Here is a 13,146-nt window from a genome sequence, read left to right as displayed (position 1 = left end):
ACAGCTCTGATGCGGCGGAGATAGCACCCGCTGGTCGTCTGTGAACGCGTGCCCGGCAGAACCGGGCGAGAATCACCGGGCGCACATCCCGACGCGGGTATGAGAGCGGTTCTCAGTCGTCGGCGAGGGCGTCTTCCGGTTCGGGTTCGTCTTCGACGGCGTCGCTGGCGAGGAGCCGATCGAGCGCCTCGACCATCGCCTCGACGCTGCAGCGGGTGATGTCCGAGTCCGAGGTGGCGACGGTGACCGTCCGGTCGCCCTTCGACATCTCCACTTCGACGGTGACGACGGCGTCGGTGCCGCCGGTGATCGCGTCGACGTGGTACGACTCCAGTTGGGCGTCGGCGTCGGAGCCGAGGGCGGCCCGGACCGCTTTGACGGCGGCGTCGACGGGGCCGCTGCCGGTGCCGGAGGCGACGCGCTCCTCGGTGCCGACGCGGATGCGGACCGAGGCGGTCGGGGTGCCGCCGCCCGAGGCGGCCGTGAGATCGAGGAGTTCGACGTGGCGGTCGCGCTCGCGACCTTGCACGTCCTCCGCGATCGCGAGCAGGTCGGCGTCGGTGACGCGCTTGTCGCGGTCGCCGAGCCGTTTCACGCGCTCGACGATCGCCGCGAGGTCCTCCTCGGACACGTCGACGTCGTGTTCGTCGAGCGCGGCGCGGACGCCCGCACGGCCGGCGTGCTTGCCGAGGACGAGCCGTCGCTCCCGACCCACCATCTCCGGCGGGTAGGGCTCGTACATCGTGTCGTCCTTGAGCGTCCCGTCGGTGTGGATCCCGCTCTCGTGCGTGAAGGCGTTCTCGCCGACGACCGCCTTGTTCGGCGGCAGCGGCACGCCCGTCGCGTGAGAGACCTGCTGTGCGAGGTCGTACACCTCGTCGAGGTCCATCGTCTCGACGCCGTAGCCGTGCGCCAAGGCGATGGCGACCTCTTCGAGCGCGACGTTGCCGGCGCGCTCGCCGATGCCGTTGATCGTGCCGTGGACGAGATCCGCCCCGGCGGCGAGGCTGGCCCAGACGTTCGTCATCCCCAGCCCGAGGTCGTCGTGGGTGTGCGTCGACACGGGGCCGAGTTCTGCCAGCCGGGAGACGTACTCGTAGGTCGTCTCCGGCGTGGCGTGGCCGACGGTGTCGGCGTAACACGACCGATCGGCGCCCGCATCGAGCGCCTCGCGCATCAGGCGTTCGAGGAAGTCTACGTCCGCGCGGGAGCCGTCCTCGCCGATGACCTCGACCCAGAGGTCGTGGTCCTTCGCGTAGGTGACGAGGTCGCCGGTCTTTTCGACCACCTCGTCGTGGGTGGTGCCGACCTTCCGCTCGACGTGCTTGTCGCTGGCGGGCACGACGATGGTGACGCCGTCGACGTCGCAGTCGAGCGCGAGGTCGATGTCCCGCTGGACGCCGCGGGCGAAACTCGTCACTGTCGCGTCGAGGTCGAGCGCGGTCACCTGTCGGATGGTCTCGCGCTCGCCCTCGCCGGTGCAGGCGCTGCCGGCCTCGATGAACTCGATGTTCGCTCTGTCGAGCGACCGGGCGATGTCGGCCTTCTCGTCGGGCGTCAGCGAGACGCCAGGGGCCTGCTCACCGTCGCGGAGCGTCGTATCTAGAAGCTGTACAGAATCGTCAGAATCCACGATGGATGCTAGGGGGTTGTCGGGGTTACCCCCGAATAAATCGACCACGAGTCATGTGCTCACACGGACTGTGGACGTGCAGATATTTAAACTAACGCCTCTCGACAAGATGTCGAGTCGCGTTACCGACCTGACGCCGTCGTCGCCGGTGACGTCGTCACTCGACGAGTCGGACGGTATCGCCCGATTCGACGTCGTCTGCGGCGCCCGCGGGGAGCTCGACGACCGTGTCTGCCGTCTCGATCCCGACGCCGCGCCACGCGCGGAGTCGTTTTTTTCCCACCACCTCGTCGTCGACGAGCCACAGCGCGTCGATGTCGAACGGCACGAACACCATATGCAGGTCGCGCTTTCCCGACTCGCCGAAGGGGAACACCAGCGCGTACCCGTCCGGAACCGACCGCCGAAACATCAGCCCTCGCGCCTTCGAGAGAAACGTATCGGCGACGTCGACGTCGCTGGCGAGGGTCCGTCGGGTCCCGTCTCGGTGGTGTTCGAGCCGCACAGGTGGCGCTCTCCCGGCGGACGAATAAATCGCTCGACTGACGCGGCTTCGGCCACTGTCTGATTCGACTCTGCACCGGCGGATTCAACTCGGCGTCGACGCTCTCTCTTCGTATGCGGGAGACGCCAACCGGCACGCCAGTCGGCGTCGACGACCCCTACGAGCACGCGGGCGTCTGCGATCACCTCACCAGCGACGGCCGGTGCCGCTTCGCGCTGGACCGCGCCGGTGACGACCCGGAATTCGCCGCCGCGCGCCGTGCGGTCGACTACGACTGCGTCGCCGCCGACGAAGACTGCGAGTTCCGCGACTGTCCGCACTACCGCTCGACGACCGACGGCCGCGAGTGCGTCCGCTGCGGCCTCGAATCGGTGCGGATGGCGCACGACGGCTCTCGGCCGCTCTTGGAAGAACATCACCTCTCTTACGGTGAGAGCGCGAGCACGCGTGGCCGGAGCGTCGGTACCGCGGGCGACGATGGCGGCAACTCCGACGGGTCACCATCACACGAGATCACGGTCGCGCTCTGTCGGTGGTGTCACGCCAAGATCCACAACTCATTCGCCCGGATCGACGACGACGTCGAACCCGACGCCGAGGCGTTCGCCGCCCGGGAGGAGCGGCGCTCGAAAGAGCAGACGGAGTTCGGGTTCGCCACCGCGCGTGAGCGGCGCGACGCCGACGACTCCTGACTCAGGGGACGAGCACGACGGGGACGGACCGTTCTTCGAGGATCCGATCGGGGGTGCTCCCCGAGAACGCCGCGTCGGCGAAGGAGCCGTCTTCGTACCCCATCACGACCGTGTCGACGTCGCCGCGCTCGACGATATCGAGGATCTCCCGGAGGAGCGCGGCCATCGAGCCGACGTCGGTCACGGAGTGTTTGGACACGTCGGCGTCTACGCCTTCTTCGTCCGCTATGGACCGGACTTCGGCCACGCCCAGATTCTCTTCGAGGCTGATCGTCTCCGTCGATAGCTCGACCGCCGTGACTTGCAGGTCGCCGCGACCCCCGAAGACGTCGAAGGCGTATCGCACGGCGCGCTCGCTCGCCGGGGTGACGCCGAACGCGCTCTGCGGCACCTGCGTCTCGACGGGCACGATGTCGAACGGTAACAGTAGGTGCATACGCGAGTCTCGTGACCGCGTTACTGATAATCACTAGCACGGTTGTAACTTCGTGGGAACTGCGGTGTCGCGTTCGCCGGGGTCGTCGGCCGACAGCGCGTGGCAGCGACCGTCGGATCGGCGTCCCGTTTGCTTCCATTATACGCCCCACTGACACGTGCCGTCAGCAGACCGGGCGCTTTTTGCCTTCCTTCGCTGTAAGAGTCTGCAACTGATGACTCGCATCGTCGTCATCGACAACCACGGCCAGTTCACCCACCTCGAACGACGCGCGCTCCGCGATCTCGACGTCGACGTCGAACTCCTCGACAACACGACGCCGGCCTCGGAGATCGACGCCGACGGGATCGTCCTCTCGGGCGGCCCGGATATGGACCGCATCGGCAACTGCCCCGACTACCTCGATCTCGACGTTCCGGTCTTCGGGATCTGCCTCGGGATGCAGATCCTCGCGGCCGAACTCGGCGGGCGAGTCGGCTCGGGCGACTACGGCGGCTACGCCGACGTCGATGTCCAGATCCTCGAGGCGGACGACCCGCTCGTCGGCTCGCTCGCGCCCGAGACGCGCGTGTGGGCGAGCCACGCGGACGAAGTGAAGGAAGTCCCCGAGGGCTTCACCCGGACGGCGACCTCCGACGTCTGCGACGTCGAGGCGATGAGCGACACCGACCGCGACCTCTACGGCGTGCAGTGGCACCCCGAGGTCGCCCACACCGAGCGCGGCGAGGAAGTGTTCCGCAACTTCGTCGCGATCTGCGAGTAGCGCGGCGGTCCCCTCGCTCTTTCCCCTCCCCTCTCTCACGATGACTTCGACACAAAGCGATCTCGCAGGGCTCTCGCGATTCATCTTCCGCGCCCCGAGTTGGTACGCCAGTCTCGCCTTCGCGCTCCTCCTGGCGGCGCTCGCCGGCGTCGCCGCCTTCGACTCCGGCGCGTACGCCCGCACCTGGCGCGGCCTGTTCTTCCTCGGCCGCGACGCCTGGGAAGGAATCTTCTTCATCGGCGTCCCGACCGTCGTCGCCGCGTTCGGGACGACGGGCGTCGATCGGTTCGTCGGCGGCAAACTCACGCCGAATCGCTCCTCACTCTTAGCGCTGGTCTCGGAGATCATCGTCGTCGTGATCGTCACGCTCGCCGCCATCGTCTCGGTGTTCACCGGGCTCGAACAGCAGTTCGTCTTCGACGCGCTCGTCGTCGCGCTCGCGTCGGTCTTCGCGTTCCGCCTGCTCGTCGTGATGGCGGTCTCGCGGTCGTCGATCCTCGTCGCGGCGCTCCCGGCGAGCATCCAGACGGTCGCGGCGGCCGTGCTGCTGTTCATCTACGGCGGCACGCTTCGGCTGCTCTCTGTCGGCGGCACCGTCCTCGACGCGTATCTGATGCCGTACCTCGCGCGCTCGGCGGACGCGCCCGCAGAACTGTCCGCCATCTCGGCCGAACACTTCCTCCTGCTCGGGATCACCTGCGGCCTCTACGCGCTGGCGGTGTACGCCTTCGTCGTCGCCGTCGACCGCCCGTGGCGGCGGAGTCTCGGCGTCTCGATGCTCGATTTCCTCCGCGGGTTCGTCGGCCACGTCGCCGAGGGCTCACGCGAACTCGAGGAGTTCTTCCAGCAACTCGGTGAGGAAGCGATTGTCCCGGTCTCGGTGCTCTCGTTTCGCACCACGGGCGGTGACGAGAAGGCGCGGTTCGTCCTCCCGATGATCCACCCCGGTCCGATGGGTGAGATCGGCGGCGGCAACTTCCCCGAACGCGTCGCCAACGACTGCTCGGGGCTGGTCTTCCCGCCGCACGCCACCGCCGGGCACGACTTCAACCTCGTGACCGAGCGCGAGGTCGACACCATCCTCGACGCGGCGAACGCCGCCGCGGACCGCGTCTCCTATTCGAGCGATGCCACCCGAAGCGTCCGGACCCAATCCGGCGAGGCGTCGATGCTCGGGCAGGCGTTCGGCGACGACGCGCTCTTGATCTCGACGTACGCGCCCGGCTTCGCCGACGACGTGGAGTACGGCGTCGGCCTCTCGGCGACGGCGGAAGCCCGGACGAGCGGCCTCGACGACGTCGTCCTCGTCGACGCGCACAACTCCAACGACGGGCTGAGCGGCCCGGACCTGGGACACGTCACGCCCGGCTCCCAGCGCGCGTTCGATATGATCGGCGCGGCGGGGATCTCCGGACAGCGGCTCTCGACGGCCGATCCACACGAGCCACACCTCGGGGTCGCCTGGGACGAGACCGACTGGGAACCGGTCGACGGTATCGGACCGCTCGGCGTCCGCGTCGCCGTCACCGCCGTCGACGACCAGGAGACGGCGTACGTGCTCGTCGACGGCAACAATATGGAACCCGGCCTCCGCGGCGAACTCGTCGATGCGCTCGTCGACGACGGCCCCGTCGACGAGGCGGAAGTGATGACCACCGACACGCACATCGTCAACACCGTCGAGGCGGACAATCAGGTCGGGGCCGCCATCGAGTGGGACGAGCTCCGCACGCTCGTCTGTGAGCTTCTCGACGAGGCCCGCGCGGACCTCGAACCCGTCGAAGCTGGCGTCGCCGTCGAGCGCGCCGAGGTCACGGTCTTCGGGAACGACCGCACGGAGACGCTCGCCAGCCACGCGAACGCGGTCGTCGCGATGGGCGGCGCGTTCGCCGTCTCGATCATCCTCGCCGCGGTGGCGGTGAGCGTCCTGATCTTCCTGTTCGCCTGACCCGCTGGCATCCCGTCTCGGATACCCGACCGCCGACAGCGCGGTCGCTACCCGGAAACGAAATTCCGCCGGTCGAGAAACGACGACCGACGACCGATCTCTGTGTCCTGATTACTCGTCTTCGTCCGCCGCGAACAGTTCGTCGACGGCGTCGCCGGCGGCCCGCGCGGCCTCGTCGGCGACGGCGTCGGCGTCCTGCGCTGCGTCGTCGGGAGCGTTGACGTAGACGTCGACGTCGAGGACGCCCTCCTCGAACGTCACGGTCACGTCGAAGTCGGTCAGTTCCGACTGCTTGTAGTGGGCGAAGATCACGCCCTCTGCGGCCTCGGCGGCCGTCTGGACGACTTCCTCGTCGGTCGGCATCGACTTATGCGCCGGCGCCGCCGGGGCCCATCGGACCGCCGCCTGCGCCACCCTGGAGCATCTGCTGGAGCTCTTCCTGCAGGCTCTCGAACTGCTGTTCGACGCGCTCTTCCTGCTTTCCGAGCTGTTCGACGCGGATCTCGAGGCTGTCGACCTTGTCGGAAAGCTCCTCGTGTGCGTCGTCGTAGTCGGTCTCGACGAGCAGTTCGCCGACCTCGCGGTACATCGTCGTGTCCTCGTCGATCTCGTCGAGGGCGTCGAGCGCCGTCTTCGACTCGTTGAGCGTGGACTCGGCCTGTTCCTTCTGCGCGGCGACCTTCTGGGCCGTCTCCTGAAGGTCCTGCAGTTCTTCGAGTTTCTCCTGCGCTTCCGGCGGCAGATTACCCTGCATACGCGTGGCGACGGGATGCGGACTGAAAAAGGCCCGTATTCTCCGCTCGGCCCGCGCTCGCGACGCTTCGGAGCAGTCGTCAGCGCCGCCGCTCACTCCGCTCGCTGTCCGGCCGTGCCCGGTCGCTCCGCACCCGCGCGTTCGACGTCTTCGGCGACGCGGACCAGCCGTATCCACGTATTTATCCCGGCGCGCAGCGCCACGAGGTCGGCGGCCGCGACGTCGACGTGGACGGTACGGCCCTCACGAGTCACGTCGGCGCGGGACCGATCGTCCGCGATCTCGTCGACTTCGACGCGGACGCTCTCGGTGACGAGTCGAGCGCGCCGCTCGTCGTCGTACTCGAAGTCGATCGCGGCTTCGTGTGCGACCCCGTCGGCGGGGGTCCCTCGGCTCGCCATCGAAGAAGGGGATTACTCGACTGGGACTTCCTTGACGTCCGGTGCGCGCTCTTTCAGCAGCACGCGGTGGCCGCAGTACGGACAGCGGACGCCGCCGTACTCGTCCAGTTCGACGTCGCGCTTACACCGGGAACACTTGTAGCTCATCGTTCAGGTAGTGGGGATAGTGGGTGTTGGATCTTTCGCGCTTACTCTTCGCCGTCGCCGGAGAGTGCGGCGCGGATGGAGCGACGGACCTGCTTGCCGCCGGGGGTCTGCGGGCGGTAGCTCCCGCCGGTGAAGACCTCGCCCGTTTCGTCGTTCTGCCAGATGCCGGGTTCGAGACGGGTGACGCTATCTTCGTCGACCGTCGCGTTCCGCATCTCCTCTTCGATCTCTTTCACGCGTCGGCGGGCAACGCGCCCGTACCGCGCGCCGAAGCGACCGGCGCTGCCGGTCGTGCGCGCCTTATTGTCGGCCATAGTACCGCGTTGTACCTCCGGCGTCGGGATAAACCCTACGAGATGGATCTCCGTGGGTGGCCTCCGAGTCCGACGTGCGCCGTTACACTGCTTCGAGCAAGTAGTCGAACGCGCCCGATCCCACGTGAAAGTGCGCGTAGGTCCCGAGCGCGCGGTACTCACAGAGGCCGTCGTTAGCGCCGTCGACGCCCGCGCCGCGGACCATCTCGAAGGCGTACCGCGCGTCGGGCGCGGCCGTCGCCGACGAGTAGTGGAACTCGTGGCCGCGACGCGTGCCGCCCGCCGGGGCGACGAGACAGTCCTCGCGGGCGCGGACGCCGACGTGATCGAGCGCGACCGGCCGGCCGGTCATCCGCGTCTCGACGGGGAGGACGCCGGCCATCTCGTGGTCGTCGCCGTCGTCGGTCTGCAGCGACTCGCCGAGTACCATCATCCCGCCGCACTCCCCGAATATGGGGAGGCCGTCCGCCGCGAGGGACCCGAGTTCGGCGAGCGTCTCCGACTCTGCGAGGGCGGCGGCGTGGCGCTCCGGGTAGCCACCGGGGAGGTAGACGGCGTCGCACTCGGGGACGGGGTCGCCCGCAACGGGCGAGAACGGCTCGATCGACGCGCGGGCGGCGAATCGATCGCGCGTGCTCGGATAGACGAAGCGGAAGGCGTCGTCGGCGGCGACTGCGACCCGGATGCCGGTCTCGTCGGCGGCGCGGAGCGAGGGAGCGGTGTCGAGGCGGGGCCGGCGAACCAGATCGAGGAGCGTGCCGGTTCGGATCTGTCGCGCCGCGCCGTCGATCGCGTCGTCGGCGACGGGCGATTCGTCGCCGAAGTGGAGCCCGAGGTGGCGATCCGGGATTTCGAGACCGTCCAGCGGCGGCGTTCGCCCGACGTATCGCAGTCCCTCGACGGCGTCGCGGATCCCCTGTTCGTGCCGCCCGCCGTGGGCGCGCGCCGCCAGGAGGCCGACGACGTCGACGTCGTAACCCGCGCGTTCGGCGTACTGCTGGAAGCCGAGGGCCGTGGCGGCGACGCTCTCCATCCCCGCGGTGGCGTCGACGACGAGGACGATGGGTAGATCCAGCGCCTCGGCCACAGCGGCGGTGCTCACGTCGCCGTCGTAGAGGCCCATCATCCCCTCGACGACGCAGACGTCGCCCTCGTCGGCCCCGCGGGCGTAGGCGCGTCGGATCCCCGACTCGCCCGCCATCCAGGGATCGAGCGTCCGCGACGGCCGATCGAGGGCGGCGGCGTGGTGACTCGGGTCGATGAAGTCCGGGCCGGCTTTGGCCGCGACTGGCGTCCGCCCGGCGCGTTCGAGCGCGCGACAGACGGCCAGCGTCGCGACGGTCTTGCCCACGCCGGAGGCCGTCCCGGCGAGGACGACTCCAGGCAGGTCCGAGGGCACCGCGTCGGTCGTCATCGAGAGACTGTCGACGACGCTATCGGTTAAGTGGTTCCGTGCGGAGTCGCTCAGGCTGTACAGCAGGCTCACAGAGACACCGCAACACCTGTTACGGTGTGTGAAATCGCCCGTGGGGGACGAGATACCACTGGGGTGCAAAGCAGACGCCAGATGCGATGTACGTCACCCGTCAGCCGTCTGTGCACCCGGACTGGCACGCTGCGCTGATCGTTGGACAGAGCCCGTACGAGCCACAGGCACAACTGATGGCCGAACACCGCGTCGAAGACGACGTGTTCCGCGTCGATCTGACCGACCTCGATCTCGAACCGGGGCAGTACGATTGGTCGCTGCTCGTCGCCAGCGAACGCCCCGTCCTTCGGCATCGAGCGATCGAACTCTCACCGCTGAACACCCCGTTGATGATGCAGTAGACCGGTCGAGACCCTCGCTGACTCGGTGCCTCTCGTCGCACCGGTCGCGTTCACTCCTCGCCCAGCGCATAGAGCGTCGCGCTGTCGTCTTGGCGATCGAATCCGATGGTCCACAGGACGCCGTCTGCGATCATCGGCGAGGTCACCGAGCTATGCGGGACTCGGTGTTGCCAGCGACGGTCGCCGCTCGATGTGTCGATCGCGCGGATCGCTGCGCCGTCGTCGCTCCCAGCGTCGGCCCCGGTGAGGAGGAGGTTCTCTGTGACGACCGGCATCGTGCTGCTGTTGCCCGAGATCGAGCTGCTCGCTTCGTCGACGTACGACCACACAACAGACCCATCGGTCGCAGAGAGGGCGTACAGTCGCGCGGAACCGACCGTGTACACGTTCTCGCCGTCGGTAGAGACGCCAGTTCTGGGGAGACCCCGCTGTTCGAAGCGCCAGGATTCCGAGCCGTCCTCCTGGGAGAACGCGATCAGATGACCGCCGACATCGCCGGTCGTCACCGGGAGGTAGAGGTGGCGCTCGTCGACGGTGGGGACCGCCTCGCCGATGTCGAGCGTCGCATCCCACAACCGCTCCTGCGCGTCGAGGTCGAACGCGACGACGTTCGGTTCGCCGTCCGGCGCCTCGTCGGTCGTGATGAACGCTCGCTCGGTAGTGACCGCGACGTCCTCGGGTGTGACCGCTGTCGCCGCGAGTTGTGACTCCCAGGCGACCGCCTTCTCGACGAGGTCGACCGCGTAGATGTGTGATCCACCGTCTCCGTCCAACGACTCGTCCGTACACACGACGACGGTGTCTCCGGCTCGTTTCGCGGCGGAGACGTACTCCTCTTCGCCGAGCGGGAGCGCCGCCTGCCACGCTTCGCGCCCTGTGTCGGTTTCGATCCCGACGACGTCGGTTTCGTCGGTTCGGCGGTTGTCCCCGACCACGACGACTGTCTCCTCGTAGAGCGCTACGAGCCGCGGGAGCGGGTACGCGTCTGTGCTGGTCTCGGAGAAGTTCCACACAACCGATCCGTCCGCACGCGAGAGCGCCACGAGCGTTCGCGGATCGGGATTCAGAAACAACCGCTCTCCATCCAGCAGCGGCCCGCGTCCGAGCCGGCCGTAGTACGGCACGTCGAGCTGGCGCGCGATCCCGCGGCGCGGCTCCGACGTGGGCGCTGTCACTCCCCGTTGGTACATCCGGTTACGGGGGCCGACGAAGATCTGCTCTACGCGCTCTGTGCCAACTGTCTCGATCGACACGAGCGCTTCCGTCTCGGTTGCGTCCGTAGCGGTCGGCTCGTCGACTGCTGTTCGGTCCGTTTCGGCGGTGGCGTCGCGCTCTCCCGTCGTCGGTGTCGCACCCTCGTCGCTGGTGAGCCGTAGACAGCCGGTGAGTCCCACTGTGAGTGCCGAAGCGGCGGTGAGAAAGCGGCGGCGTCGAACGGCCATATCACGCCTACCCATCGACGCGCTCCTGTCTGGCTGTCTGTCGAAACATGATCTGTCCCGTCACCACCGATGCATATTAGGTTTTATATGTGGTTGCTGAGGAGTGCCACACAGATGGGCACAGGCAGGGTCGGGCGGACGGCAGTCGGACTGTTTGACGCCGTATTTCGGCCGTCACGGTTCGTGCAGGCATCGAACGTTGCGGGGGGTGCGCTCTCTTGGAACAGTCTCTCGCGGCTCAAATCGCTGCTAGTCGTGTTCCTGGCAAACGTGGTGCTCTATGCGACACCACTCACGCTCTCGGGGTATGGGGTGGCTGTCGAGACCCGAGCCCCATCGTGGTTTGTCCCGATCGCGAACGCCACGCTCGGCGACCCCGTCACTGCGTGGCGGCTGTTTGCCGGCATCGCGCAGAACTCCGCGTTCCTGATCGCGCTCTCCGCAGTCACACTATTGACATATCATCTCGCGCTCGTCGTGACACGGAGCTCAGAGGGCCTCCTGCTAACTGTCCATACGGTGGTTTACAGCGTCAGTGCGTACCTGGCGGGAATCTTCACGGTCCTGGTCTTTCTCTCGCGGGCACCAGGGTTCGAGACGGCCCGATCGCTCGTCGTCGACCTGCAAGTCCAGTTCATCGCCGTGTTCTACGATCTGTTCTCGGTTCCCGAATCGCGCCGCGTCTTCTCCGTCGACGAACCGGTGTCGCTGGTACAGTTGACGTCCAACGAGACAGCGATCCTCGCGGTGTTGATCGCGCTCGTTCTGTACTTCGTCTACTCGATGTATCTTGGTGCACGACTGAATCACGGTGCAGGAGTCACAAGCGCGGCTCTTTCGCTTCTGGCAGTCGGACTCTCTCCTGCGGTCTACGTCGCGATTCTCCTCGTCTACTCCATTGGAGGAGTCACACTATGAGTCACGAATCCACTACTGATCCACAGGCGCCCGCCGGCGCACGCTCGGAGGAATCGAACGAAGAGACGACCACAGGAGACGCTCCCGCTATGGACACCGAGTCGAGCGCGGTTGCCCCGCCCAACGAGGTGGCTGGGAACCGGCGCGACATCATCTTGGAGACACGACCGACGCTGAAGCCGACGCTGGCTCGCCTCACGGCGGTTCTCGTCGTCGGTATCGCGCTGATCGGATATCTGTTCGCCAATCCCACGCTCCTCGGCACGACCGAACGGACGGAGATCGCAGCGAACCTGTTGGTCCTTCTCACGGTCGTCGGCGCGGGCCGCCTCGCGTTCGAGTTGTACCTCCTGACGCGGACGCGGTACGTCATCACGCGAGAGTCGGTCCGCAGGGAGTACTCGCTGTTATATAAGACGTTCTCGCGTGAGCTTCCGCTGTCGAAGTTGCGGAGCCACGAACTGCACCGGAGCCGGATCGAAGCGGTACTGGGGGTCGGAACTGTCGGGTTCCTCACGGGAAGTATCGCACGCTCCCCCGCGCATCTCGAGTTCGAGAACGTCCCGCACCCCGAGCAAGTCAGACAACAGGTCCGCCGTCAACTCCTCGACGACGACCGATAACCGCTACTCGGTTACGTTTCCATTTCCGTCGCGACACGCGCTACTCGCGCCGACTCGTCGGTCACGACACCGTACTCCGCTTCCGCGACCGATTCCGGCGGCTCCCCGTCGGTGTATCGGGAGCCGAGCGCGGCACGCAACGCGTCGCGCACGCAGGCCCGTGCAGCCGACCCCACGGCGGTCGCGCTCCCGGAAAATTGCGCCGTCTCGCCCTCGGGGTCGCAGGCGACGAGGACGGCGTCGGACGTCGTCCCGGGGAACCCCGTCTCTGCGAGTAGCGTCGTCGCCTTCGCCTCGGCGGCGACGGCGACGAGGTTCGCGAGCCCCCCCGGCGCGAGCGCGCGGGTCGTCCCGACGACGACGTTGACGGTGCCGGCGTGTCTGCGCTCGCCGTCCGGGGAACGGCTGGGTCGCTCTGGTCCAGCCTCGTCCGGCATCGGCAGCGCCGCCGGATTGTTCACGCCGGCGGTGACGACGGCTTCGACGGGACCGAGGCGCGCCCGGTGTGCGTGCCGCATCGAGACGCCCGTGAGCAACGCGGGACCTGCCCCGTCGAAGCCGGCTCGTCGGCGACGCCGCCGCACGTAGTCGGTCACGTCCACGTCGTCCCACCCCTCGGGAACCGAGAGGAGATACGCAGCGTCCGCCCGCGACTCGCCGCCGTCGTGTCCCGTCGAGAGCCACCGCGTGTCGGGCCGATAGAGACGGCAGACTCCGTCGCAGACGGTCGTCTCGAACAG

Annotated in this window: 17 protein-coding genes; 6 read left to right on the top strand and 11 right to left on the bottom strand. The window is 67.6% G+C overall.

Going from position 1 to position 13,146, the window contains the following annotated elements; genetic code table 11:
- Window positions 1-112: 112 nt before the first annotated feature.
- Complete coding sequence (locus D3D02_RS04890; protein ID WP_121568877.1) at window positions 113-1,681, bottom strand: (R)-citramalate synthase; 1,569 nt, start codon at window positions 1,679-1,681, stop codon at window positions 113-115.
- Window positions 1,682-1,790: 109 nt separating this feature from the next.
- Window positions 1,791-2,138 carry a DUF192 domain-containing protein gene (locus tag D3D02_RS04885; RefSeq protein ID WP_121568876.1) on the bottom strand — a complete coding sequence of 116 codons (348 nt, stop codon included), beginning with the start codon at window positions 2,136-2,138 and terminating at the stop codon, window positions 1,791-1,793.
- Window positions 2,139-2,251: 113 nt separating this feature from the next.
- Here D3D02_RS04885 and D3D02_RS04880 point away from each other — a divergent pair, with 113 nt between their 5' ends.
- Complete coding sequence (locus D3D02_RS04880) at window positions 2,252-2,830, top strand: hypothetical protein (protein WP_121568875.1); 579 nt, start codon at window positions 2,252-2,254, stop codon at window positions 2,828-2,830.
- Window position 2,831: 1 nt separating this feature from the next.
- On the opposite strand, the gene D3D02_RS04875 is transcribed toward D3D02_RS04880, so the two are convergent.
- The gene (locus tag D3D02_RS04875) at window positions 2,832-3,266 is read right to left on the bottom strand and encodes a universal stress protein (RefSeq protein ID WP_121568874.1); all 435 of its coding nucleotides are present in this window, start codon (window positions 3,264-3,266) and stop codon (window positions 2,832-2,834) included.
- A 214-nt stretch (window positions 3,267-3,480) separates the two neighbouring features.
- Here D3D02_RS04875 and D3D02_RS04870 point away from each other — a divergent pair, with 214 nt between their 5' ends.
- Together D3D02_RS04870 and D3D02_RS04865 are read left to right on the top strand one after the other, a co-directional pair.
- Window positions 3,481-4,029, top strand: coding sequence for a GMP synthase subunit A (locus D3D02_RS04870; protein ID WP_121568873.1), 549 nt, complete (start codon window positions 3,481-3,483; stop codon window positions 4,027-4,029).
- A gap of 40 nt (window positions 4,030-4,069) precedes the next feature.
- Window positions 4,070-5,977 (top strand): DUF2070 family protein, encoded by a 1,908-nt coding sequence (locus tag D3D02_RS04865; protein ID WP_121568872.1) that lies wholly within the window; start codon window positions 4,070-4,072, stop codon window positions 5,975-5,977.
- A 111-nt stretch (window positions 5,978-6,088) separates the two neighbouring features.
- On the opposite strand, the gene D3D02_RS04860 is transcribed toward D3D02_RS04865, so the two are convergent.
- The 6 genes from D3D02_RS04860 to D3D02_RS04835 form a co-directional block, all read right to left on the bottom strand.
- Window positions 6,089-6,340 (bottom strand): DUF3194 domain-containing protein, encoded by a 252-nt coding sequence (locus D3D02_RS04860; protein ID WP_121568871.1) that lies wholly within the window; start codon window positions 6,338-6,340, stop codon window positions 6,089-6,091.
- A 4-nt stretch (window positions 6,341-6,344) separates the two neighbouring features.
- Window positions 6,345-6,731 (bottom strand): prefoldin subunit beta, encoded by a 387-nt coding sequence (locus D3D02_RS04855; protein WP_121568870.1) that lies wholly within the window; start codon window positions 6,729-6,731, stop codon window positions 6,345-6,347.
- 92 nt (window positions 6,732-6,823) lie between these two features.
- Window positions 6,824-7,132, bottom strand: coding sequence for a KEOPS complex subunit Pcc1 (locus tag D3D02_RS04850; protein ID WP_121568869.1), 309 nt, complete (start codon window positions 7,130-7,132; stop codon window positions 6,824-6,826).
- 12 nt (window positions 7,133-7,144) lie between these two features.
- A complete protein-coding gene (locus tag D3D02_RS04845) occupies window positions 7,145-7,279 on the bottom strand; it encodes a DNA-directed RNA polymerase subunit P (protein ID WP_089764242.1) in 135 nt (44 codons plus the stop codon).
- Window positions 7,280-7,320: 41 nt separating this feature from the next.
- Window positions 7,321-7,593 (bottom strand): 50S ribosomal protein L37ae, encoded by a 273-nt coding sequence (locus D3D02_RS04840; protein WP_121568868.1) that lies wholly within the window; start codon window positions 7,591-7,593, stop codon window positions 7,321-7,323.
- Between the two features lie 82 nt (window positions 7,594-7,675).
- Window positions 7,676-8,980 carry a cobyrinate a,c-diamide synthase gene (locus D3D02_RS04835; RefSeq protein ID WP_199723027.1) on the bottom strand — a complete coding sequence of 435 codons (1,305 nt, stop codon included), beginning with the start codon at window positions 8,978-8,980 and terminating at the stop codon, window positions 7,676-7,678.
- Window positions 8,981-9,165: 185 nt separating this feature from the next.
- Here D3D02_RS04835 and D3D02_RS04830 point away from each other — a divergent pair, with 185 nt between their 5' ends.
- A complete protein-coding gene (locus tag D3D02_RS04830) occupies window positions 9,166-9,423 on the top strand; it encodes a hypothetical protein (RefSeq protein WP_121568867.1) in 258 nt (85 codons plus the stop codon).
- Window positions 9,424-9,473: 50 nt separating this feature from the next.
- Here the strand turns inward: D3D02_RS04830 and D3D02_RS04825 are convergent, their stop codons facing one another.
- Window positions 9,474-10,865 (bottom strand): PQQ-binding-like beta-propeller repeat protein, encoded by a 1,392-nt coding sequence (locus D3D02_RS04825; RefSeq protein ID WP_158599318.1) that lies wholly within the window; start codon window positions 10,863-10,865, stop codon window positions 9,474-9,476.
- Between the two features lie 114 nt (window positions 10,866-10,979).
- On the opposite strand from D3D02_RS04825, the gene D3D02_RS04820 reads away from it, so the two are divergent.
- Both D3D02_RS04820 and D3D02_RS04815 read left to right on the top strand, forming a co-directional pair.
- A complete protein-coding gene (locus D3D02_RS04820) occupies window positions 10,980-11,783 on the top strand; it encodes a hypothetical protein (RefSeq protein ID WP_147435573.1) in 804 nt (267 codons plus the stop codon).
- Window positions 11,780-12,406, top strand: a complete 627-nt coding sequence (locus D3D02_RS04815) for a PH domain-containing protein (RefSeq protein WP_147435572.1) — start codon at window positions 11,780-11,782, stop codon at window positions 12,404-12,406. Before D3D02_RS04820 ends, D3D02_RS04815 begins: the two co-directional genes overlap by 4 nt.
- 11 nt (window positions 12,407-12,417) lie before the next feature.
- On the opposite strand, the gene D3D02_RS04810 is transcribed toward D3D02_RS04815, so the two are convergent.
- The gene (locus D3D02_RS04810; RefSeq protein ID WP_199723026.1) at window positions 12,418-13,146 is read right to left on the bottom strand and encodes an adenosylcobinamide amidohydrolase; all 729 of its coding nucleotides are present in this window, start codon (window positions 13,144-13,146) and stop codon (window positions 12,418-12,420) included.

Source organism: Halobellus sp. Atlit-38R, from assembly GCF_003665925.1.
Taxonomy (GTDB): domain Archaea; phylum Halobacteriota; class Halobacteria; order Halobacteriales; family Haloferacaceae; genus Haloquadratum; species Haloquadratum inordinatus.
This window is presented reverse-complemented; position numbering and strand designations above follow the sequence as displayed.

Bases quoted from the DNA above. Each gene is read 5' to 3' on its own strand.
- D3D02_RS04880 (WP_121568875.1), top strand. From the start codon at position 2,252: ATGCGGGAGACGCCAACCGGCACGCCAGTCGGCGTCGACGACCCCTAC.
- D3D02_RS04875 (WP_121568874.1), bottom strand. From the start codon at position 3,266: ATGCACCTACTGTTACCGTTCGACATCGTGCCCGTCGAGACGCAGGTG.
- D3D02_RS04870 (WP_121568873.1), top strand. From the start codon at position 3,481: ATGACTCGCATCGTCGTCATCGACAACCACGGCCAGTTCACCCACCTC.
- D3D02_RS04865 (WP_121568872.1), top strand. From the start codon at position 4,070: ATGACTTCGACACAAAGCGATCTCGCAGGGCTCTCGCGATTCATCTTC.
- D3D02_RS04860 (WP_121568871.1), bottom strand. From the start codon at position 6,340: ATGCCGACCGACGAGGAAGTCGTCCAGACGGCCGCCGAGGCCGCAGAG.
- D3D02_RS04855 (WP_121568870.1), bottom strand. From the start codon at position 6,731: ATGCAGGGTAATCTGCCGCCGGAAGCGCAGGAGAAACTCGAAGAACTG.
- D3D02_RS04850 (WP_121568869.1), bottom strand. From the start codon at position 7,132: ATGGCGAGCCGAGGGACCCCCGCCGACGGGGTCGCACACGAAGCCGCG.
- D3D02_RS04845 (WP_089764242.1), bottom strand. From the start codon at position 7,279: ATGAGCTACAAGTGTTCCCGGTGTAAGCGCGACGTCGAACTGGACGAG.
- D3D02_RS04840 (WP_121568868.1), bottom strand. From the start codon at position 7,593: ATGGCCGACAATAAGGCGCGCACGACCGGCAGCGCCGGTCGCTTCGGC.
- D3D02_RS04830 (WP_121568867.1), top strand. From the start codon at position 9,166: ATGTACGTCACCCGTCAGCCGTCTGTGCACCCGGACTGGCACGCTGCG.
- D3D02_RS04825 (WP_158599318.1), bottom strand. From the start codon at position 10,865: ATGGCCGTTCGACGCCGCCGCTTTCTCACCGCCGCTTCGGCACTCACA.
- D3D02_RS04820 (WP_147435573.1), top strand. From the start codon at position 10,980: ATGGGCACAGGCAGGGTCGGGCGGACGGCAGTCGGACTGTTTGACGCC.
- D3D02_RS04815 (WP_147435572.1), top strand. From the start codon at position 11,780: ATGAGTCACGAATCCACTACTGATCCACAGGCGCCCGCCGGCGCACGC.